The sequence below is a fragment of the Massilia aquatica genome (assembly GCF_011682045.1).
In the GTDB taxonomy this organism is placed as follows: domain Bacteria; phylum Pseudomonadota; class Gammaproteobacteria; order Burkholderiales; family Burkholderiaceae_D; genus Telluria_A; species Telluria_A aquatica.
Genome location: NZ_VVIW01000020.1, coordinates 1 through 20,113 on the forward strand (window position 1 = coordinate 1; position 20,113 = coordinate 20,113).

At 64.2% G+C, this 20,113-nt stretch carries 10 protein-coding genes; 4 read left to right on the forward strand and 6 right to left on the reverse strand.

The genetic code is table 11. From position 1 onward, the window contains the following. Window positions 1-231 precede the first annotated feature (231 nt). Window positions 232-1,176 (forward strand): suppressor of fused domain protein, encoded by a 945-nt coding sequence (locus tag F1609_RS25365; RefSeq protein WP_167079436.1) that lies wholly within the window; start codon window positions 232-234, stop codon window positions 1,174-1,176. 419 nt (window positions 1,177-1,595) lie between these two features. Next, entirely contained in the window at window positions 1,596-5,387 is a 3,792-nt protein-coding gene (locus F1609_RS25370) for a DUF4132 domain-containing protein (RefSeq protein WP_167079437.1), read from the forward strand. 294 nt (window positions 5,388-5,681) lie between these two features. Here F1609_RS25370 and F1609_RS25375 read toward each other — a convergent pair whose 3' ends face one another. From F1609_RS25375 to F1609_RS25400, 6 genes are all read right to left on the reverse strand, one after another. Beyond that, complete coding sequence (locus F1609_RS25375) at window positions 5,682-6,122, reverse strand: hypothetical protein (RefSeq protein ID WP_167079438.1); 441 nt, start codon at window positions 6,120-6,122, stop codon at window positions 5,682-5,684. A gap of 156 nt (window positions 6,123-6,278) precedes the next feature. Then, window positions 6,279-7,997 carry a hypothetical protein gene (locus F1609_RS25380; protein ID WP_167079439.1) on the reverse strand — a complete coding sequence of 573 codons (1,719 nt, stop codon included), beginning with the start codon at window positions 7,995-7,997 and terminating at the stop codon, window positions 6,279-6,281. A 195-nt stretch (window positions 7,998-8,192) separates the two neighbouring features. Beyond that, window positions 8,193-8,867 carry a hypothetical protein gene (locus tag F1609_RS25385; RefSeq protein ID WP_229422058.1) on the reverse strand — a complete coding sequence of 225 codons (675 nt, stop codon included), beginning with the start codon at window positions 8,865-8,867 and terminating at the stop codon, window positions 8,193-8,195. 74 nt (window positions 8,868-8,941) lie between these two features. Beyond that, entirely contained in the window at window positions 8,942-11,047 is a 2,106-nt protein-coding gene (locus F1609_RS25390) for a putative bifunctional diguanylate cyclase/phosphodiesterase (protein WP_229422059.1), read from the reverse strand. 489 nt (window positions 11,048-11,536) lie between these two features. After that, window positions 11,537-12,139 (reverse strand): hypothetical protein, encoded by a 603-nt coding sequence (locus F1609_RS25395; RefSeq protein ID WP_167079441.1) that lies wholly within the window; start codon window positions 12,137-12,139, stop codon window positions 11,537-11,539. A 14-nt stretch (window positions 12,140-12,153) separates the two neighbouring features. Further along, window positions 12,154-15,480: a DEAD/DEAH box helicase gene (locus F1609_RS25400; RefSeq protein ID WP_167079442.1), complete on the reverse strand. Its 3,327-nt coding sequence runs from the start codon at window positions 15,478-15,480 to the stop codon at window positions 12,154-12,156. Between the two features lie 135 nt (window positions 15,481-15,615). Between F1609_RS25400 and F1609_RS25405 the strand changes: the two genes are divergently transcribed. Together F1609_RS25405 and F1609_RS25410 are read left to right on the forward strand one after the other, a co-directional pair. Continuing rightward, window positions 15,616-16,722, forward strand: coding sequence for an alkene reductase (locus F1609_RS25405; protein ID WP_167079443.1), 1,107 nt, complete (start codon window positions 15,616-15,618; stop codon window positions 16,720-16,722). 396 nt (window positions 16,723-17,118) lie between these two features. Next, complete coding sequence (locus F1609_RS25410) at window positions 17,119-19,977, forward strand: UvrD-helicase domain-containing protein (protein WP_167079444.1); 2,859 nt, start codon at window positions 17,119-17,121, stop codon at window positions 19,975-19,977. Window positions 19,978-20,113: the final 136 nt, after the last annotated feature.

Below are 20,113 nucleotides of genomic sequence, written 5' to 3' on the forward strand. Positions count from 1 at the left end.
ACATCGTCGGCTTCTACAACTGCAAACGCATCAATTCAGCATTGGGCAATCTGTCGCCCGCCGTCTACGAACGGAAAATGGCAGTACGCGAACCTATCGTGGTGTCCGAAATTACTTGACCACAGCAAACCCGTACCATCAGTAGATGAGGTTCTCTGGCAGCAGGTCTACGACGCGCGTTCCCGATTGTTCGAACGACATTTTGGACCATTGCCAGCTGACATCCTCCATATGATGGATCTTTCCGGCGTATGGCCAGGCGGAGGGCTCTACGTCATCCCGACCAGGATCGCGGGTGAGCCAGGCTTCATGTACTCGACCTTCGGGCTGTCCAATCCCGATATGCCCGCCACAGTCGAGATGGTCGACGCGCAATCCACGTCCAGCGACAATCACGGCCAGCGAACCGTTGGGTTGGCCGGCACCTTGCGCCAGAAGGCGAACATAAGGCCGCGCAGCGATCGCCCGGGCTATGGTTACGAGATGATCGTCCTCGCCAGGGAGAATGCTGATTGGCCACTGTGGGTTTTGCAATGGGCGGCCAAAGCGGAAGTGCTCAAGGACGCTGACTTTCTCGGCTTCGTGGAAAAGCACAAGGGCATCACGGTTGAGCAGATCGGGATCGGTGAAGGGAAATCGGTGACCCTGCTCATCAGCAAGGCGCACGCACCACTCCCCGATCACCTTGATCTTCCCAACGGGAAGATGGAACTGCTTGTCGCCACCGTGATCACGGAAGATGAAATGCGTTGGTCGATGACGAATGGGCGCGATCATTTGCTGGCCGAGCTGAAGAAAGCTGGCGTGGGCCAGATGAGCGTTCTGGACCGGGCCAGTGTTGTCCGTATCGAAGAACCCGACTTTGCGCAGGTGGCGAGCCTCAGTCAGGCAAAAGAGCTCGAGGCAAAGGGGCAATTGGCCAAGCTCTTGATGTTCCCCGCAGAGTTTGGCGGGGAAGATGTGGCGATGAATGTCGTTTACGTCCCGCCAAGGACGGTCAGGCAACGGACAGCGCATATACAAGCGCTGCGTGCATGGATTGAGGATGGTGCAATCAATAACCTGGACGTGCGCCCTGAATACAAGGAGTCGAGTTTTGTACCTTCGCGCATCCATATGCATGCATCGCATTCGGACAGCGGCGAGCAGCGGACGCTGACGCTGGAAGTGTGGTGAGGAACGTTGACGAAAAACGATATAGACAGGCAGAGGCGCAGCGATGCGCCAGCAGGTCTGGCGCTGTGTTTTATAGGCACCGACCCATGCTCAATCTGCGGACATGAGCAAAGCCTAGGTCCGGCAAACCAAGGGCATAGCAGCAGGCGCGGCGCAAAGATCGACAATCCTTGTGTCGCGGGTTCAATTGCGCCCCCGGCCACCAAGAACATCGTTCACGCAACGCCCACTCATGCAAGTGGGCGTTGTCGTTTCTGCGACACGTCATCCTGGTGATCAGGTTCGCCGTCAGGGCCGCGATGGCGTCGCACGCGGTATGTCGGGCACTGCACGGGTTTGTAAGCGCGCCTGCCGACCTACATGAACGATAATGCAATGTTATTAGTTTGATCGACGCACACAACAATAAGGCGGAACGCATGCGGCATTTCGAGTTTGACGACGGCACATCCCGGAAATTCTGGAGCATTGAACAGGATGATTGCGAGCTTAACGTTTGCTTTGGCAAATCCGGGACGGCCGGCCAGCGCCAGACCAAGGCGCATGCCGATGCGGCCAAGGCGGCCGCGGCGCTGGCCAAGCTGGTCAAGGAGAAGACCGCAAAGGGCTATGTCGAAACAGGTGCCGCTGCCCCTGTCGCAGCGCCGGTCCCGCTGCCCGTCCCGGCTGCGCAGGCAGCGACGCCATCTGTGGCGCCGGCGGAACCCATCGCTCCGCTTGCGGCAGCGCCCGCGTCCCCTGGCGCGCGCACTGATATCGCCCCGTGGCTGGCACTCGACACCCTCGTCGTCATACCGCCGAAGCTGGCCGCGCTGGCGCTGCCGTCACGCCGCTTTCCCGGCAAAAAGCCAGGCAACGACCTGGCAAAACTGTGGGACAAATTTTGCGAAGCGATGACCGAGAGCTTTTGTTATCCCGAGTACGACGTGGCCTCCAAGGCTTTCAAGTCCGCCGTTAACGAGGCTGCTACACGCTTCCATCAGGACCAATGGGAAGGCTCGCTGGAATCGGACGCGATCCTGCTTGCGGCCGAAGCACAATTACCTTCCTACAGCAAGGCGGCGCGCAGCACCGGGTCGGCATTCGTCGATTTTCTGGTGGCACGCAAGGGCCTGGTCTACGCGCTGGACGTGCTGTTGCAGATGGAGCGCTGGAGCTGCACCGTCGAGCACAAATCGAACGGGTATTACTTCAGCTTCACCGATGCCGACGAAAATGCCTTCAACTACACGAGTAACGGCATTTACACGGCCACCGAACTGGCCTATCGGGCACACCTGGCCCATGCCGACCAGGCTACATGGGATCAATGCCTCGCGCTCTGCCAGGCAGCCGTGCCCGGCCTGCCGGTCAAGCGCCGTCCACTGTTCGGCCTGCTGTTTTCCGAGCAGGCCGGCTGGTGCGAGCAGCTGATACTGGACTACGCGGCCACTCCGGACTTTACGCCCGCGTACTGGTTGCAACTGGGGGCAAGCTCGCCGCAAACCGTGCGCCTGATGACATATGCGCCGCCCTCATACCGTGGCGCCGAATCGGGCTTCACCTACCCCCGGCTGGTCGCCACGCTGCTGCAGGAACGCGGCCTCGCTGCCGAGGCGCTGCTGGTCGCGTACCCGGAAAATGAGCTGGCTGCCGAGGGCCTGGCCTGTATCGGCACGCCTTCGTCCATGCGCGCGCTGGCCCGGGCGAGCAGCACCGGCAAAGAGGCGATGGCGCGCTTCACCGCTGCCGTGCAGTGCTGGCCGCTGGCTGGCATTGCCGGGCTGAGCGAGATGATCGGTGCCGAGCGCAAGGCCATGACGGCGTTCGCGCCCATGCTCGCGACCTTGCTGCGCAGCCAGGCCGACATGTTGGCCGCGCTGCGGCCATGGCTCTCGGACGAGGCCAACAAGGTCATCGACATCGTGAGCGCGCAAATTGGCGAGCGCGCCGACCTGGCCGGGCCGGCCGATTTGCCGCGCGTGCTGGCCGTGGCGCCGTGGACGGTGCCAGGGCGCCGCGCACCGGCAGCGATGGAGCTCGATCTGCTGGACCTGGCGCCCGTCGAACAGTGGGCCGAGGGCGAACGCGAGGCACTCCTTGTGCCGAGCGAGTGGGACCAGACGCGCATCGAAAAGCTGGGCAACTTGCCTGAGCTGATCGAGTGGTTCTGCCTCGGCACGAAGAACACTGACCGTGTCGCGCGCTGCCTGGCGAAGCACGATGGCGCTGACCTGGCCGCATTGTGGATCGAGCTTCGCGACAGCCGCAACGAGTGCCCTTGTTTCAGTGCGCGCGGCGCCATGCTTATGCCGCAGCCAACGGGGCTGGCGTTTTGGAATGAGCTAGCCTGCCAGGAGGACTACGATATCGATTTTGTCCTTGCCCGGTCAGGTGTCGGCGCGCTCCCCGGCATGGTCCTCGTTTGCACGTTCCGTGCCTTGAAAAATCTGCACCTCGCGCTGCACCTGGGGGCGATCGAACTGGCGCTGCCCGTCGCGCGTGCCTTTGCAGAGCTGAAGACGGTGCGCGATACCGCGCGCCAGTGGCTGCTGGCGTTTCCCGAACATGCCGCCTGCGGCCTGATCGCCTATGCGCTGGCGGTGCCTGGGCCGGAGCGCCGCTGCGCGGTGCTGGCGCTGCGCCTGCTGGCGGCGGAAGGCCACGACGCTCTGCTGATGGCGGTGGCGAAGCGCTACCCCGATCCGGCCGTGGCGCTGCGCGTGCGCGCGCTGCTGGATGAAGACCCGCTGGAACGCTACCCCGACAAGCGCATCAAGGCGCCCGATTTCTGGCAGCCGGCCGGATGGACCCGCCCGGTCCTCGCCGCTAGCGGCAAGGGCTTGCCCGACGAGGCGCTCGACCATCTCGGGACCATGCTGCGCTTTCCCACCATTGAAGGCCCCTACGCCGGCATCGTCGACGTCAAGGCGGCGTGCACGTCCGATTCGCTGGACGCTTTCGCCTGGGATCTGTTCAGGGCCTGGATGGACGCCGGCGCCCCGGCCAAGGAGGGCTGGGCCTTTCTCGCGCTGGGGATGCTGGGCAACGATCACAGCGCGCGCAAACTGACGCCGCTGGTGCGGGCGTGGCCCGGCCAGTCGCAACACGCACGCGCGGCAGCAGGGTTGGACATACTGGCTGCCATCGGCACCGATACGGCGCTCATGCTCCTGAACGGCATCGCAAAAAAACTCAAGTTCAAGGCCCTGCAGGACCGCGCACGGGCCAAGATCGCGCAGATCGCCGACGCGCGCAATCTGAGCATCGAGGAACTCGAGGACCGGCTCGCGCCGGACCTGGGGCTGGACGATAACGGCAAGCTCACACTGGACTTCGGGCCGCGCCGGTTTACGGTCGGCTTTGACGAGACGCTCAATCCCTATGTGCGCGACGACAGCGGGGCGCGCCTGAAAGACCTGCCGAAACCGAAAGCCAGCGATGACCAGGCTCTGGCGGCAGAAGCGGTGGCGCGCTTCAAGCTGCTAAAAAAGGATGCCAAGGTGATCGCGGCGCAGCAGGTATTCCGGCTCGAGTGCGCCATGTGCACGCCACGTCATTGGACTGCCGACGTCTTCGTGGCCGTCCTGGCGCAGCACCCGCTGCTGCGCCACCTTGTGCAACGCCTGGTATGGGGCGTATACCAGCAGGTGGCGCAGGAGCGGGCGCGCCTGGTCGCCTGTTTCCGGGTGACGCCGGAGGGCTTCTATACGGGCGCCGGCGACGAGGATTTTGTGCTTCCCACCGGTTCCGACGTGCGGATCGGCATTCCTCATGCGCTGGAACTGCCCGCCAGCGACGCTACCGCCTTTGGCCAGCTGTTCGCCGACTACGAATTGCTGCAGCCATTCGCGCAGCTCGGCCGCGACAGCTATCGCGCTGAAGCAGACGAGCTGGACGGGTGCACATTGCAGAGGTGGGAGGGCAAGGTGGTGCCGACCGGCCGGATACTCGGCCTGGTCAACCGGGGCTGGCGCCGCGGCAGTGCGGAAGACCACGGCTGCATGTATTACTTCTGCAAGCCGATCGGCACTGACAAGGCGGCCATGCTTTCCTTTAGTCCCGGCATTTATACCGGCAATCTTACCGAGAACCCGGAGCAGACGCTCGCCTTCGTACAGTACGGCAAGGCCAACCGGGACGGTTTTCCTTCACCGACAGAAAGCCTGTCCACGCTCGACCCCGTTGCCCTGAGCGAATTGATACGCGATATCGCCGGGCTGTGTGCATAGGCGGGTGGCGTCTGGTTAGCGGTTTTGTAAAAGCGCCCAAATGTGGGCTTTGCACGCGCTTTTTCCCCGACCGCCTGTGGTGGACCTTGGCGAATCCTGTTTTTCTCCGGATGCCCGGAGCGCGGCCCGCATCCCAGGCTGGCGCCCGGCCGCTCTGGAGGAGCGCCGGGGAGCGTCAATCAGAACGCGCCGGCAGTCTTCCCGGAATCGATGCTGCAACAGGAAAACCACGCGCAAAGCCCGCATTTACGCGCTTCTCAAAGCCCGTTCACACGGTATGTCCTGTTTACCGCTCTACCGCTTTGCATCGAGAAAGAATCCGCGCCAGAAGAAGACGATGTGGCGCTGATCCCTGAAATAGATGAAGGTGATTGGCGAAGGCAGAAGGCAATCTATCGCAATTTCAGTGACACGATCGGGCAAGCGCATGCTGCCCGGATCAAGCTTGAACTCGCGCCAAAAAAAGTTAGTTGTGTTGTGGCGAGATTGCTTGAATGTTGGCTTGTCACATTTTTCGCCAGCAAACTGCACGGACTCGGCTGTGACGACGAACTCGGTACCGACCAGCTTGTCGACCTCGTCGCTCGATAGCGACGTGGTTTCCTGCGCGCCAGCCGTTCCGGTCACCGTCCACCGTCCGAGCACAGCCGAACCGGCATTCGTTCCAGCCATGCTCGGGGGCGCAGCCAGCGCCGCCAGCACAGCAGCCAGGGTACATGTGCGCATCATTCTCATTGTCTCTCCAGAAAAGGACCGGATTCAGCCTCATGGATGAAAAGTATCTAAAAAGCAATTATATCGGAGTTACAATGGTGAACAGGCAAAGCGGTGGGCACACAGCAAGGCGCCGCTGATGGAAGCTGGAAATAACAAGAATGTCTGCGCACTTACTCAGATGCCAAAAGCCTTCAAGCCCACATCGAGCACGACTTCCAGGGGATTATGCTGTTGCCCGCCCGGGCGCGTATTACGCGGCACTTCCTCGTACAGGAAATAGGCATCCTGCCCGCTGAATTTATCGTAAAACAGCGGCTGCCTGCCTCTCAGATAGGGAACAAACGGGTCGGCGCGGACGGTGGCGTACATGGCGTTGACGCTGAAACCCAGGGTCGCATCCTGGCTGATGGTGCGCCCGCTCACGGCGCTTTCGAGCCGCACGCCTCGGCAGCCCTTGACGATGAGCGTGACCGGTCCTTCAAAAGCGAGGTAACGCAACTGCAGCGTCAGCCATGCATGCAAGGTGCCCAGGCGCCAGTGGCTGCGAATGGTGGGGCGCTGCCCACCCTTGCAAACGATCCCGACCAGCCCGCGTGGCTGAAGCACAATCGCCTCTCCCTCGGCAAGCTCGATCAGCGCAACTTCATCGAGCGCGTCGACGGTGGCCGACACCACCACATCGGCAGGCCGCATGGGGCGAATCCGCTTCAACATCCATAGGTGCGCGGCGATGCTGGTAAGCCAGTGGCGCCAGCTAAACAGCAGCTTGGTGGTGACGTTAAGGCCTGCGGGCTGACTCTGGCAATAGTCGGGACGGATGAGCATGTCATCGCCGGCAGCCAGGACCACGTTCTGCGACACCGCAGAGATAACCGAGCTGTGACGCGCCCGCTGCGCGTTGGCGGACGGTGAGGCGGGCGCCTTGCCCTGTGTCCTGCCCTGTGTCTTGCCGATCACAATCGCTGGCCTGCGCGCGGCCAGCGGCGCCAGCACAAAATAGAAGAAGGTGCGGATGGCGGCCGGCACCAGCCACCATCCGATCAGCACGCCGACCGCCACGGGCAGTACCGGACGCACGGCCTGGTAAGCTTGCCAAAGGTGGTTCCGTGCCGCCATGCCCTGCGCCGTGTGCAACCGTTCCCGCAGCGGTGCGCTGATCATGGCGAGGCGCTGCTCATCGACCCGGAATGCGGCCATCGGTGCCGGAAGCGAAAGCCGCTCGAGAAGCGCCTGCTGCGCCAGAAAATCTTTGTACGCCGTCCTGTTCGCGGTGCGCAGGTCGTTGACTGCCCTCTCCAATCGCTGCACGCGCTTGTATGGCTCAGTGAAGGGAACGTGGACAAGCAGACCTCCCACTGCCTGGCTCCGCTCCAGTTCCTGCTGCCTGTTTTGGTAAGCCGCGTAGATTTTCACGTGCACGAGCCGAAGTTGCCCGAGTCTGTCCAGCGCCGCCTGCCGGTTGCCCAATACCACAAGGTGCGCACGCAAGGCGACCAGATGCGCCTTGGCCTGGCGCCGCAGTTCGATCTCGGCGCCACGCATGGCGTGCTGCCTTACGTGCTCCACGATCCCATCGGCTAGCGCTACCTTATCCAGTTCGCGCTGCTGAAGGCGGATGTCCTTGTCGAGGACCCGGATTTGCTCATCGAGCTGCTGCACCGTCGCCCCGGACAATTGCTCCACCTGCCGCGCAATGCGCTGTGCGACTGTGGCCTGATGGTCGTTCAGCTCACCTTGTACTGCGCGCAGCGCCGGAACTTCCTTGACTATGCCTTGAACCTGCATCCACTCGCTGCGCATCCATTTTGCGGACACCAGAACGAGCACAATAAACGTGAATACAAACAGGTTACGCCGGACGGTCTGGAACACAACGGAAAGAAAATGACCCACGCAGAACCACCGAATGTTAGAAATTGCAAAGAAGCGGGAGACGCCAACGGAAAACCACAGCGGGAACTATCACAAGCACGGTCACGCGTCGACCACCCATGCAGCGTGCGCCAACGACGGCATGGCCTGGCCTCTATGCCTCACATGCAAAACATACCACTATCCCGGTAACACAATCGGAAACGGACACCGTCTTCATGCATGGCCGCCCTCGTTGCGTCCCGTGCCCGGCGCCATCTGGATTCCCATGGCGCCGCTACCGCCCTCCATCTCCGTGGCCGCACCCTTGTTGCGGCCCCTGTCGGCCTCGCCCTTGCCCCGGCCGGCGCCGGCCTGCGCGCGCGTCGGCCCTTGCAGCGGAATGATGACGTCGCCCGGCACCGGCCCCAGGTCGAGCGCCGCGCGGATAAAGCTGCGCAGCGAGATCACCAGGTCCGCCGTGTGGATGGGACGGCCGGCAGCCAGGTCGGCCGCGGCCTGGCCCGCCAGCCGGCAGTGCTCTTCGGTGCCCAGCAGCAGAATGTCGGCCAGCGCCGCTTCGACCGCGTCACGGATGCGGCGCGAGCGATCGGAACTGGCCGGCGCATCTGGCACGCCGGCCTCGTCCAGCGCGGCACGGCTGCCCTGTCGCACATCGCGCAAGTGGGTCGGATCGACCGTCAATTGCCCGGTAAACGAGCCGCCCAGGGTGCGATAGGCCGACATCAGCGTTTTCAGGCGCTCGTTGATCTGGCGGTTCATGCGCTCGCGGCGTTGCTGGACGGTCTGCATGATGAGCATGCGGATGCCGACCCCGAGCAAGGTGAATACCGCCAATCCGACGATGGTGGTCATCGCCCCTTGCCATGAACTGAAATCCATCGTACGCATCCCGGCCTCGACAGCTGTTTTCGATGCAGCCAGTGTACCTATTTGTGACCGCCGGTGCGCTGCGCATCCGACGATCAGCGGCCCACCGCTGTCAGCACCGGCGCACCGCCGCCCGCACGCACCAGGGCTTCGAACTCGTGCGCCGGCAACGGTTTGCTGCGCAGGTAGCCCTGATACTGGTCGCAACCGAGTTCACGCAGATATGCCAGCTGCGCATCGGTTTCGACACCTTCGGCAATCACCTTCAGGCGCAGGCTGTGCGCCAGCGCGATCACCGAGCGCACGATCGCGGCATCGTCGGCGTCGGAACTGATGTCGCGCACAAAAGAACGGTCGATCTTGAGCGTATCGAGCCTGAACTGCTTCAGGTAGCTCAAGCTGGAATAGCCGGTGCCGAAATCGTCCACCGAAATATGGATTCCCTGTCCATGCAGGCGGTCGAGAATCTGCGCCGCTTCGGCCGGGTTGTGCATCACCACGCTTTCGGTCACTTCCAGCTCCAGGCAAGAGGCATCCATGCCGGTTTCGCGCAGCACGCCCGCGACAAATTCCGGCAAGTCCTTCTGACGGAATTGATACGCCGACAGATTGACCGCCACCCGCAGCTGCGCCATGCCGGCCAGTTGCCAGGCGCGGTTCTGGCGGCATGCCTCGCGCAGCACCCAGGCGCCGAGCGGGATGATCAGGCCGATTTCCTCGGCGACGCCGATGAAATCGTTGGGCGGCACCATGCCCCGCTGCGGGCAATGCCAGCGCACCAGCGCTTCCATCGCCACCACCGCGCCGCTGGCGACATCGACCTTGGGCTGGTAGTGCAGCTCGAATTGCTGGTGTTCCAGCGCCAGGCGCAGCGCGCTTTCGAGCGCCAGCCGGGCGCCGGCGGCGGCGTTCATCGCCGGCGCGAAAAACTGGTGGTTGGCGCGTCCGACCTTCTTGGCATGATACATGGCGCTGTCGGCATTGGTCATCAGTTCGCGCAAACTGGTGCCGTCGTCGGGATACATGCTGATGCCGATGCTGGCCGACACGCTCTGGACCTGCCCTTCCACATCGAGCGGCAGGGCGATGGTGTCGAGCAGTTTGCCAGCCACGCCGGCCACCGCCGTCGGCGCCCCGACGTCGCAGAGCAGCACCACGAATTCATCGCCGCCCAGGCGCGCCACCGTGTCGTTGGCGCGCAGGCAGTCGCTCAGGCGCGCCGCTACCGCCTGCAACAGCTTGTCGCCGTACTGATGGCCGAGCGAATCGTTGATGGTTTTGAAACGGTCCAGATCGAGGAACATCAGGGCAAAGCGCTTGCCCGAGCGTTCGGCGCCGTGAATGGCCTGGACAATGCGGTCTTCCAGCAGGCTGCGGTTGGGCAAGCGGGTCAGGCTGTCGTGCAGCGCCTGATGGTGCAACTGGCGGTTGGCGCGCCGCAGCGAACTGACCAGGCTGGCCGTGCGCGTGGACAGGCGCGAATCGACCACCGACAGCAGCAAGGCCATGGTCAGCAGCGAGACTGAGGCGACGCCGACCAGCAGCGCCAGCCAGTTTCCGTCGAGCCCGCCGGTGGAGGTGCACACGCTGGCAGCGTCGAAGCGCGCCGCCTCCATGCCGGTGAAATGCATGACGATGATGGCCAGTCCCATGAGCACCGCGGCACCCGCCTTCTTGGCATGTGCCACCCAACTGTTGCCGGCCCGAAGAGTGAACGCCAGCCATAGCGCCACGATCGACGCCACCACGGCAATGACCGCCGATGCCGCCACGCCAACCACGTCGTAGCTGATGGCCGGCGACATGTTCATGGCATGCATGCCCATATAGTGCATGCCGCAAATGCCAAAGCCCATCAGCAAGCCACCCACCAGATAATGCATCCGGCTGACACTGGGACGGGTAACGATGCGCAGGGCAAAAGCGGACACGCCGATCGCCACCAGCAGCGACAGCATCGTAATGCCGATGTCATAACTCATGCGTATCGGCAGGCTGAACGCCAGCATGCCGATGAAGTGCATCGACCAGATGCCGCAGCCCATGGCCAGCGCGCCCCCGGCCAGCCAGAGCGTACTGGCGCGGCCGCGCGTTGCCACTACCCGGCCGGTCAGGTTAATGGCGGTGTAGGATGCCATCATGGCGACGAAGATGGCGAGAACAACCAAGCCCGCGTGATAGGTGCCGTTTAGATACTGCAAGGGAAATCCTGTCTGGGTAGAATGCCAAACAGAATTATCGGCGTGTTGCAGCCAGGCTTGAGCGCTTTCCGTGTCAATCTGGAAGATATATTGACTATTGTCAATATGTACTTGCCACCTTGTTCATACCGGGGGCGTCCCGTCCTCGACAGCTGTTTTCGATGCAGCCAGTGTACCGATCATGCGCAGAATGGCGCGGCGGATTGAATCATCGCCGCAATAACGCCGTGGCGTCATGCTTCTTCCCGGACCGCAAGATGGCGCGTGGCTGGCGCTGGCAATGCGGGCCGGCGGGGACGCGCCGCACCACTGAGCTATACTCCACAGCGCCGCCAATCCTGGCCGCCTGCCTGCTCAACCGCCTTCCGACTCGGTTCGGGCATTCCCGCAGCCATGCTGATGATCCCTGCGATGTTCTGCATTCCGTGGGCCTTCTTTCTCACGGAATCACAGGAACTGCTCGCGCAATATCGCTCGCGCAAGCGCTGATTATTGATCAGCCTCGTTCAGCAGGCGTGCCTGGTAGACCCTGAGCTTGTCGTCAAACTCGTCCAGAAAAGCCGTCCAGGCGCCGTCGATATCGAGCGCGCGCGCCTCGACCACGGCGTCGGCATGTTGATGGCATTGCTCCAGGGTCGCCCCACCCATCCCGCACAGAATGACCCCTGGCCATTCATGTTCGCTATAGACGAAGCGGTCGATCAATTTTTCCAGCAGAGCTTGCCTGGCGGCCGCCGATTCCGGCGCCAGGCAATACCAGCGTTTCAACAACGCATACGTGGAAATGAAATCCAGTTGCGCCCACTGATGCCGGGCCTCGTGCAGGTTCGGCGCCGTGATGGCCAGCCATTGCGTGCTCCAGGCATCCGATGCGTGATAGCCCTTCAATAAGACGGGCAGCACCAGTTCTTCGTAAATCTCGTGGCGGATTCTCGTTTCCGCATCGTGCGTGCGCAAAAAACCGCTGACCCAGGCCTGCTTTTCTTCGAATGACGCAAATGAGGCGGTAAATGCGCGCACGGCAGCCTTGGCGGCACTCTTCCTCCCGGTTCGATGGGCCTCGAAAAACGCGTCGTACGCTGCAAGATTCATCACATTCCTTTGGGTTAAGTCCGCCCGAATGGCGTCACCGCCAGCATCTCCGCCCGCGCAGTCTCCCCCTCCAGCGGCGCAAAGATCCCCTGCAAATCCTCCTGGGTGATCTGCAATCCCTGCGTATCGCCGCCGCTGAGCACGGCGCCGGCCAACGCCGCCTTGCGCTGCTGCATCTCCTGGATTCTTTCCTCCAGCGTGTCCCTGGCGATCAGCTTGTAGACGAACACCGGCTTGTCCTGGCCGATGCGCCAGGCGCGGTCGGTGGCCTGGTTTTCCACCGCCGGGTTCCACCACGGATCGTAGTGGATCACGGTGTCGGCCGCCGTCAGGTTCAGGCCGACACCGCCCGCCTTCAGGCTGATCAGGAAGACCGGTACCTTGCCACCCTGGAACGCCGCCACCTGGGCGCGCCGGTCCAGGGTCTCGCCCGTGAGCAAGGCGTAGGGAATATGGCGCGCGCGCAGTTCCTCTTCGATCAGCGCCAGCATGCTGGTGAACTGCGAAAACACCAAAATCTTGCGGCCCTCGTCGAGCAACTCGTCGAGCATGCCGCTCAAGGCGGCCAGCTTGGCCGACGGCGCGGCACTTTTCTTCCTGCCGCCGATGGCCACCAGGCGCGGGTCGCAGCACACCTGGCGCAATTTGAGCAGGGCTTCCAGGATCACGATCTGGCTGCGCGCTACCCCCTTGCTGGCAATCGCCGCCCGCACTTTCTTGTCCATCGCCAGGCGCACCGTTTCGTACAGGTCGCGCTGGGCTCCGGCCAGGGTGACTTCGCGCAGCATCTCGGTCTTGGCGGGCAATTCCTTGGCCACGTGGTCCTTGGTGCGGCGCAGCAGGAACGGCTTGATGCGGCGCGTCAGGAAGGCGTTGCGGCCGGCGTCGCCGTCACGCTCGATCGGCTTGCGGAAGTCATTGTTGAATTGCTTTTCATCGCCCAGCAGCCCCGGCAGCAAGAAGTGGAATTGCGACCACAATTCGCCCAGGTGGTTTTGCAGCGGCGTGCCCGTCAGGCACAGGCGGTGGCGCGCGCGCAGCAGCGCGGCCGTTTCGGCCGCCTTGCTGCGGTGGTTCTTGATGTACTGCGATTCGTCCAGGATCAGCAGATGGAATTCTTGCCCCAGCAAGGCCGCTTCGTCGCGCGGCAGCAGCGCATAGGTGGTCAGGACCAGGTCGCAGCCGGACATCTCGCCAAAACGCCCGGCGCGCTCGGGGCCGTGCAACAGCAGCACGCGCAGCGAAGGCGCAAAGCGCGCCGCTTCGTCCTGCCAGTTGCCCATCAGGCTGGTGGGCGCGACCACCAGGGCCGGACGATCCAGCCGCCCCGCTTCCTTTTCGAGCAGGATGTGGGACAAGGTCTGGATGGTCTTGCCCAGGCCCATGTCGTCGGCCAGGATGCCGGCCAGGCCGAATTCGCGCAGAAACTGCATCCACGAAACGCCTTCTTGCTGGTAGCTGCGCAGCGTCGCCTGCAAGGCGCGCGGCGACGCCACCGCTTGCACGCCGTCGAAGCCGGCCAGGCGCTGGCCGAGGGCGCGCAAGCGTTCGCCGCCGATCCAGCGCAGGCGCGCGCCCGCTTCCAGCTCGGCCAGGCGGGCCGCGTCCAGGCTGGGCAGGCGGATGGCGTTGCCGATGCGCTCCAAAAAATACAGCTCGCCCAGGGTGGCCAGGATCGGCCGCACGCGGCTCCAGGGCAGGCCCACGCGCGCGCCGCCGGGCAGGCGCGCCATCAGCAGGTCGCTGTCGGCATGCGCCGCCAGCGCCTGCGCGTCGAACTCCATCGGCGCACTGCGGATCAGTTGCAACAGGATCGGCAGCAGCGGCACGCGCTCGCCCTCGACCACGATGCCCAGTTCCAGGTCGAACCAGGCGTTGCCTTCGCCGCCCGCATCGACGTCGACGTACCAGTCGTCGATCGCGCGCACATCAAAGCGAAAGCTCGGCGCCAGTTCCAGCAGCCAGCCCCGGGCGCGCAGGGCCGGCAGGCCGGCGCGCCCGAATTCCAGCCAGGCCTCGCTATCGGCCAGCTCGAGCGCCCCCGCAAAGTGCTTGAGCGCCGGCGCGCTGCTGGGCTGGAAACCGTAGCCTTCCAGGGTGGCGCGGGCCAGCGCCTCGGCGCCGCCGTCGCGCTCGATCTGCTCGCTGCCGCCAGGGCCGCTGCGGAGCAGGCGCGCGCCGGGGTCGGCCGAGGCGCGCGCGCCGTCGTAGTCGAAGGCCAGCACCGCGTAATCGTGCGCACCGGTGGCGCTCTCCATGCTGCCCAGCAAAAGATAGGGGGTGCAGGGGATATCGCTGCGCAAGATCACGCCGCTCACCGGGGGCAGCGGAATCAGGCGATCGAGTTGCCGGGATTGCATTTCAGCGCCTAGATGCGCCGCCTGCGCCGCCTCCACCTGGGGCGCCTGCCGGACCAGTTCGACCACCGCCGCCGTGGACATGCCGCGCAGCGCGGCCGGCAAGTCGAGCTCGCCAATCTCGCCCTCGTGCAGGTACAGCGGCGGATCGGTCGGCAGGATGGTCTCGATGGCGCCGCCCTCGCTTTCCCAGACCAGGCGCAGGACGCCGTTCCCGCTGCGCCAGGCCGGCGCGGCGGCGCGCCGGGCGCCGCGTGTCAGTTGCCGCATCTTGCCCTTGAGGTCCTTGCGCGAGGCGGCCCGCAGCAGCAGGCCCTGGTCCAGCAATTGCGCAAGCAACTGCGCACCGAGCGCGCCGCGCGGCTGGGCCACCGCGCCATAGGCGTCGCCATCGGCGCGCAAAGCGAGGAACAGGCGGATCAATTCGCCCCGGGGGCCGCCCCTGCCCGCTTCGGCGACCAGCTCAAAGCCCTGCGTAATCGCGGTGGCGCTGGCATAGCCGCCGCCGGCGCGCGCCCGGGCGCGGCAGAGCGCCAGTTCGAGGCCGCTATTTTGCTTGGTTGGAACGAAAACGAAGATCAGGGGCGACGCCGGCGTGTCCGCCTCCGCAGCGGGCCGCTGCGCGACGGCGACGCCGGCAAGCCGGTCGAGCCAGGCAGCGCTGGCGTAAGGCAGCGGCACAAACGCTTGCTCTTGCGGGTACTGATCTTGCAAATACTTCAACAGGACGGCGACCACGTGCTTGCAGTTATACTCCATGGGACAGGAGCAATTGCCCTCGATCTCCGTTGCGCCATCGTCGCTCACCCAAATCATTTGCTGGTAGACCTGGCGGCCGCTGCCGCCCACCTTGCCGGCGATCTCGTCACCGACAATGCGGCAGGCAAGCACCTTGCCCTTGTTCAAGTAGTCAAGGCCGCGCTCGAAGCTGGCGACGCTGGTATTGTCGTAAATATCGTCTTCGGTGAAGCTGGGGATGGTCATGAAAAACAGGGCCGGAGAAAAAGAGCCGTCATTATCGCAGCGGCGCGCAAGCGGGCGCCAGCCGATTGGTGTTTTGATGCTAAACTAGACGACCGGTCTAATTCAAATACCCGTATTGCCCTACCAGGAGAATCCATGTACGACCATTTATTATCGCCCGTCAAAGCTGGCGCACTGACCCTGTCTAGCCGTGTAATCATGGCGCCGCTGACGCGCTCGCGCGCAGGCCAGCCGGGCGATGTGCCGACCGACTTGAATGCCGCATACTATGCCCAGCGCGCCGGCGCCGGCCTGATCGTGTCGGAAGCGACGCAAATCTCGCAGCAAGGCCAGGGCTACGCCTGGACGCCCGGCATCTACACCGATGAACAGGAAGCCGGCTGGAAGAAAGTCACCGCCGCCGTGCATGCGCAGGGGGGCAGGATGGCGGCGCAACTGTGGCATGTGGGCCGCATTTCGCATCCGCTGCTGCAAGCCGGCGGCATCGACCCGGTGGCGCCCTCGGCGCTGATTGCGGCAAGCAGCAAATGCTTCGTCGTGCAAGCGGACGGCACCCCGGCCAACGTGCCCACCGGCGCCCCGCGCGCCCTGGCCACCGAGGAACTGCCCGGCATCATCGCGCAGTACCGCCAGGCCACCATCCGCGCCAAGCGCGCCGGGTTCGACATGGTCGAGGTGCATGCGGCGAATGGCTATCTGCTGCAACAGTTCCTGTCGACCAACACCAATCAGCGCACCGACGCCTACGGCGGCTCGCTCGAGAACCGCGCGCGCCTGGCGCTCGACGCGGTCGACGCGGCCATCGCCGAAATAGGTGCCGAGCGCGTCGGCGTGCGCCTGTCGCCGCATTTCGTCGGCCACGACATCGCCGACAGGCAAGCCGAAGCGAGCGCCCTGTACCTGGCCGCCGAATTGCAGCGGCGCGGCATTGCGTACCTGCACATTGCCGAACCCGACTGGGCTGGCGGCGAGGAACTGACCGATGCCTTCCGGCGCCAGCTCCGCGCCGCCTTCGGTGGCCTGCTCATCTTCTGCGGCGGCTACAGCGCAGCCGAGGGCGACGCCCTGATCGCCAGCGGGGTGGCCGACGCCATCGCCTTCGGCCGGCCGTACCTGGCCAATCCGGATCTGGTCGAGCGCTTCCGCGCCGGCGCCGAACTGAACGCACCGGACCAGTCCACCTTCTACGGCGGCGGCGCGCACGGCTATACCGATTATCCGACGCTGGCCCAGGCTGCCTGAGTCATGAGGGCGGGCAGCGCAGCCCGCCGATATGCAAAAACGCCACCCGAGGGTGGCGTTTTCAGTTACTGCAACAAGGCATCGCCCTGTTCAAGCCGGCTTGAAGGCCAGGCATTGCTGTATCAGTTAAAGATGAAATACAGAACCACCAGTACGACGGTCGGAATTCCCAGCATCCAGCCAATGACATATTTACCCATGATCGTGCTCCTGTAAAAGTTGTGTGGTGTCGATGGGTACAGAATGCCTTGAAAAACCGGGCCCGTCCGTACGGTACGTCACGCAAGGAGCACATCGGGCTTGCGCGGCGCGCCTTTCGTGCGCCGCATTTCCGCGCCTCACAGCCGATCGCTCCAGCTACAATATCGCCACATTGACAGTGCCAGCGTCATCTCCATGAAAATTCTCGAATACGCCGGTTTTACGCCACCGCGCAACAAGGCACCTTATGAAAAGGTGCGCCAGGCCATCGAACGCGACGATTTTCGTTCGATCGATGTCAAGAAACTGGCCAATCTGAGCCACGCGCGCATCTATCGGGCCAAGCTCGACTACGCCGACCGTCTGCTGTTCTCCATTGTCCGCTACCAGGGCGACGTGTATGCGCTGCTGCTCGAGGTAATCGAACAGCACGCCTACGACAAGTCGCGCTTCATGCGCGGCGCCCGCATCGACGAACACGCCATCCCGGTGGCGGAGCTGGCCGAGGCGGTCGAACACGCCACCCCGATGCCCTACCTGCATCCGCAACGGCGGCGCGTGCACTGGCTCGACAAGGCCATGTCCTTCGACGACTCCCAGCACGCCATCTATCTGCACAGTGCGCCGCTGATCATCGTCGGCAGCGCCGGCAGCGGCAAGACCGCGCTCACGCTCGAGAAAATGAAACAGGTGCCGGGCGAGGTGCTGTACGTGACCCATTCGGCCTACCTGGCGCAGTCCGCGCGCGACCTGTATTACGCCCAGGGATTCGAGCAGGCGGGCCAGGAAGCGACCTTCCTGTCCTACCGCGAGTTCCTCGAGTCGATCCGGGTGCCGCCCGGGCGCGAGGCCGGCTGGCGCGACTTTGCCGCCTGGTTCGCGCGCATGCGCCAGCAGTTCAAGGGCATTGACGCCCATCAGGCCTTCGAAGAAATTCGCGGCGTGCTCGGCGCCGACGCCGCCGCCGTGCTCACGCGCGAGCAATACCGCGCGCTCGGCACGCGCCAGTCGATTTTCGCGGCAGACGAGCGCGACGCGCTGTACGATCTGTTCGAGCGCTACCGCGCCTGGCTGCACGAAGCGGCGCTGTTCGACCTGAATCTGGTGGCGCACGCGTGGCGCGCCGAGGTAAGCGCACGCTACGACTTCGTGGTGGTCGACGAAGTGCAGGATCTCACCGTTGCCCAGCTTTCGCTGGTGTTGCGCGCGCTCAAGAACCCGGGCCAGTTCCTGCTGTGCGGCGACTCGAACCAGATCGTCCATCCGAATTTTTTCTCATGGAGCAAAGTCAAATCGCTGTTCTGGCGCGACCCCGACCTGGCCGAGCGCCAGCAGCTGCACGTGTTGCGCGCCAATTTCAGGAACGGCGCCGAGGTCACGCGGGTCGCCAATGCGCTCCTGAAAATCAAGCACCGCCGTTTCGGTTCGATCGACCGCGAGAGCAATTTCCTGGTCGATGCCGTCAACCAGGAGGCCGGTACGGTCAGCCTGCTGGCCGACAGCGACAGCGCGCGGCGCGAGCTGAACGCGCAAACGCGCCGCTCGACCCGCTTCGCGGTGCTGGTCCTGCGCGACGACGACAAGGAAGAAGCGCGCAAGCATTTCGACACGCCGCTGATTTTTTCGGTGCACGAAGCGAAGGGTCTCGAGTACGACAGCATCGTCCTGTTCCGTTTCATTTCTGGCAACCGCGCCCGCTTCGCCGACATTGCCGAGGGCATCGACGCGGCCGATATCGCCGGCGCCGAGCTGGCCTACAGCCGCGCCAGGGACAAGTCCGACAAGTCGCTCGAAATCTACAAGTTCTACGTCAATGCCCTGTACGTGGCGCTCACGCGCGCCGTACGCCATGTCTACCTGGTCGAATCGGATTGCGCCCACCCACTGCTGCGCTTGCTCGATATAGCCCAGGCCGGCGCCCCGGCCAAGGCCGCCGAGGCCGCATCCAGCCTGGAAGACTGGCAAAAAGAGGCGCGCAAGCTGGCCTTGCAAGGCAAGCAGGAGCAAGCCGACGCGATCGAACGCATGATCCTGAAAAGCACGCCGGTGCCCTGGCCCGTGTTCGGCGAGGCCAGGCTGCGCGAGAGCCTGGCGAAAGTGTTTCGCGAGCAAGCCCCGGGCAGCAAGCACAAGAGCCAGCTGTACGAATACGCCGCCTGTTTCAACGAGTCGGTGCTGGCCGACCTGCTGGCGCGCTGTGCCGGCTACGAGCAGGCGCTCCAGTTCCGCCGGCTGGGCACGACCCTGGGGCGGCGCCACTACATGCCCTATTTCGCGCGCAATATCAAAGACGTGCTCAAGCTGTGCGACAAGCACGGCGTCGAGCACCGCACCCCGATGAACCAGACCCCGCTGATGGCGGCCGCCGCGGCCGGCAACCTGCCCCTCATCGAGGCCTTGCTGGCGCGCGGCGCCGACCCGTCCGCGACCGACCATCTGGGCCGCAATGCGCTGCACTGGGCCATGGCCACCGCCTTGCGCGACAGCGCCTATGCCGGTGGCGCGTTCGGCGCCGTCTACCAACTGGTGGCGCCGGCCTGCATCGACGTCATGGCGGGCGAGCGCCTGGTGCGGATCGACCGGCGCCAGTCCGAGTATCTGCTGTTTCAAACCATGTGGGTGCTGTTCAAGGAATGCTTCGGCCGGGCCGACGCCAGCGACCGCGGCGGTTTCGACGCCGGCATGCTGCTCGACGCCTACCAGAAATGGCCGGCCACGGTGCTGGCGCCCGAACGCGCCAAGCGCACCTTCATTTCAGGCGTGCTGGCGCGCAACGAGGTCGCGCGCGACTACGCTTACAACCGGCGCCTGTTCCAGCGCGTGCGGACCGGGTCTTACCAGTTCAATCCGCAGTTGGCGCTGCGCCAGCCGGGCAAGGAGGATGGCGCCTGGGTCAAGGTATTCGCCGCGCTGAACTTGCCGCTGGTCAAAGAGATGGCCGACCCATTCTACGCCGACATGATCGACGCACTGCTCGCGCAAGCCGGCATGGAGCCCGCCGGCGAGGCCATCTGGCATGCGGCGGTCATGCGCCGCGTCGGACTTGCGCCCTGACCCGGCCCTGGCGCAACGGCGAGACGCTCAAGCAAGCGCTGGGCGCCTTGCGCGCCTCACATTGAGCCCGTTCTCTTCGACGTCGTATCTTGCGCGCCGGCGACGCCGGTCACGCTCCATCGACCGTTCAATACGC